Origin of the sequence: Bradyrhizobium sp. (assembly GCF_049798375.1) — a bacterium.
Taxonomy (GTDB): Bacteria; Pseudomonadota; Alphaproteobacteria; order Rhizobiales; family Xanthobacteraceae; genus Bradyrhizobium.
In genome coordinates this window covers 1-3,062 of sequence record NZ_JBARGP010000715.1, presented here as the reverse complement: position 1 = coordinate 3,062, position 3,062 = coordinate 1, and the positions used below count along the sequence as shown (strand labels likewise).

Sequence of the window (3,062 nt, the reverse complement as noted above, 5' to 3'; positions counted from 1 at the left end):
GCTCTACAAGGAGGCTGCGCAGGTGCATGTGCTGGCCACCAGCCGGGAATCGCTCCGGGTGGAGGGCGAGCACGTCTACCGGCTGCCGCCGCTGGCGAGCCCGCCTGGCAACACCGCCGTCACGGCGGCCGAGGCGCTGGCCTTTCCCGCGGTCCAGCTGTTCGTCGAGCGCGCCAATGCGAGCAGCGGACAGTTCGTGCTCGGCGATGCCGACGCGCCGCTGGTAGCCGAGCTGTGCCGGCGGCTCGACGGCATCGCGCTGGCGATCGAGCTCGCCGCCAGCCGGGTCGGCACCTACGGCGTCAAACACACGATCGAGCTGTTGAGCGACCGGTTCAGACTGTTGTGGGAGGGGCGGCGCACCGCGCCGCCACGGCACCAGACGGTGCACGCCACGCTGGACTGGAGCTACAATCTGCTACCCGAGCCGGAGCGCACCACCTTGCGCCGCTTGTCGGTGCTGGTCGGCCATTTCACGCTCGATGCGGCCCGCGCCGTCGCCTCAGCGGACGATTGCGATGATGCAGAAACGATCGCCTGCATCGCCAATCTGGTCGCCAAGTCGATCCTGACGGCCTCCGCGACGGGCCCGCTGCCGCAATACCGGCTGCTCGACACTATGCGCGGCTATGCGCGGGAGAAGCTCGGCACCAGCGCCGATGCCGAGGCCGCCGCGGCGCGGCACGCGCGGCACTTTCTTCGCATGCTCGAAGGTCGCGACCATGGACCGCAGCAGGAGCCGATCCCGATCGCGAGCCAGCTCGGTAATATCAGCGCCGCACTGACTTGGTGCTTCTCCGCGCAAGGCGACCGCGCCACCGGCGTCGCGCTGGCCGCAGCCGCCATGCCGCTGTTTCTCGAGCTGTCGTTGCTGGCGGAATGCCAGGCCTGGGCCGAGGCCGCCATTGCGGCGCTCGGCGGTCTCGATCGCGACATCAGGCGCGAGCTCGATCTTCATGCCGCCCTGGGGCTGGCGCGGATGTGGACCGGAGGCAGCACCGAGAGCGTGGAGAGCTGCTTCCTGCGCGCACTTCGGCTCGCCGAACAAAGCAACGATGTCCCGAACCAGCTTCGCCTGGTGGACGGATTGCATCTGCTGCATTTCATGGCCGGCAATCCGGACGCCGCGTTGGACGTCGCCAGGCGCGGCGCCGCGATCGCCTCAAGCAACAACGATTTCGCCGCGCTGGCGCGCATGCAGGTATCGCTCGGCATATCGCATCTCTTGATCGGCGAGGTCGCGACGGCCCGCTCCCATGTCGAGGCCGCGCTGCTGCACCACTCGGCGCTGGAGCCGCGGGCATCAGGCCATTTTTCCCTCGACTATGCCGATCGTGCCCACATCACCCTGGCCAGGATTCTCTGGCTGCAAGGCTATCCGGATCAGGCGCTGGCGATGACGCGGCAGGCGATTGCCCATGCGATCGCGCTCGGTCGTCCGCTCAAGCTGACCAGGGCGCTGCTGTGGGCGTTCGCCGTCTATGCCTGGAATGGCGAGGCGCAGGCCTTCGAGGATTATGCGGAGCGCATCATCCAGGACTCCGGCAAGCATGCGCTGAGCCCATTCCAAGCGATCGGCGAGGCCATCAAAGGCGTCATCCGCGCGGCGCAAGGCAGAACCGACGAGAGCCTGCTGTTGCTGCGCACCGCGCTCGGCAAGATCGGCGATCATCGCTACGGCCCGATCACCGATTTCGCGATGCATCTTGCGGAGGTGCTGGCCCGGACCGGCGAGCGCAGTGCGGCGATCGCGCTGATCGACGACGCCATCGCCCGCAACGGCCGCGTCCACTATCTGATCGAACTGCCGGAGATGCTGCGGATCAAGGCGGAGCTGTTGCTCGCCGGAGCGGAGCCGGACCGTTCGCTGGCTGAAGATGTCCTCCAAGACTCGCTCACCCTGGCTCGACAGCAGGCGGCGCCGGCCTGGGAGCTGCGGACCGCGACCAGCCTTGCCGGACTGTGGATGCGGCAGGGACGCGACGACGCGGCGCGCGCCCTGCTCGCGCCTGTCTACGATCGCTTCACCGAAGGGTTCGGCAGCCCCCGCCTCAAGGCGGCGCGGGAGCTGCTCGACACGCTGGGCTCGCGCACCAGCCGGATACCTTAGAGCATGATCCGGAAAAGTGGAAACCGGTTTTCCGAAAAGATCATGCTCAAACAAAGAGATGAGATCACGATGCGAGTCTGTGTAATTGCATCGTGATCTAGAGTCCGAGCTCGGAGAGTGACGGATGGTCCGCAGGCCGCGGGCCCGAGCGATCCCAATGGTACTTGCGCTCGGTCTCCTTGATCGGAAGGTCGTTGATGCAAGCAAAGCGGGTGCGCATCAGGCCATTCTCGGCGAACTCCCAGTTCTCGTTGCCGTAAGAGCGAAACCAGTTGCCGGAATCATCGTGCCATTCATAGGCGAAGCGCACCGCGATCCGGCTCTCCGTGAACGCCCAGAGCTCCTTGATCAGCCGGTAGTCGATCTCCTTGGCCCATTTGCGCGTGAGGAACGCCACGATCTGTTCGCGGCCGCGGACAAACTCGGCGCGGTTACGCCAAGAGCTGTCCGGTGTATAGGCCAGCGACACGCGCTCCGGATTGCAGCTGTTCCAGCCGTCTTCGGCGCCGCGCACCTTCTGGATGGCGGTCTCGCGCGTGAATGGCGGAAACGGTGGACGGCTCTCGGTCACGACTTCTCTCCCCTCGCGGCTTGGTGGCGGATCGCTCCGGACGTACTCGGATACACAGGAGCTATCTTGTCTTTCGGTCCGCGCCAATTGCATTTCACTTCATATGGGTCGACAGCGTTTCCACTCTGCACGATGATGCCAGCTACGCGGTGATTTACTTCGCGCGGTCACGCCGGCTTGATTGTGCGTGACCGAATATTGGCTTCGACCGCCCGCTCCTCTTTGCATCTACCCCCAGCGAAGCCTCGGTCTTTGGCTTCCGATGCAATGGAGAGACGACATGACCCGACTCAAGCTGCTTTCGACGGCACTCGTCACCCTGGCCCTGCTGGCCGGTCCAGCCGTCGCGCGCGAGAAGCACGCGAACTTGCGCGTCAGGCA

General features: G+C 65.7%; 2 protein-coding genes. One reads left to right on the top strand and one right to left on the bottom strand.

The window, feature by feature from the left end; genetic code table 11:
- Positions 1-2,110: ATP-binding protein (locus tag WA702_RS27890; protein ID WP_425113763.1), on the top strand; the 2,110-nt coding region annotated here is incomplete at its 5' end.
- 97 nt (positions 2,111-2,207) lie between these two features.
- Here the strand turns inward: WA702_RS27890 and WA702_RS27885 are convergent.
- Positions 2,208-2,681 carry a DUF1348 family protein gene (locus tag WA702_RS27885; RefSeq protein ID WP_425113762.1) on the bottom strand — a complete coding sequence of 158 codons (474 nt, stop codon included), beginning with the start codon at positions 2,679-2,681 and terminating at the stop codon, positions 2,208-2,210.
- Positions 2,682-3,062: the final 381 nt, after the last annotated feature.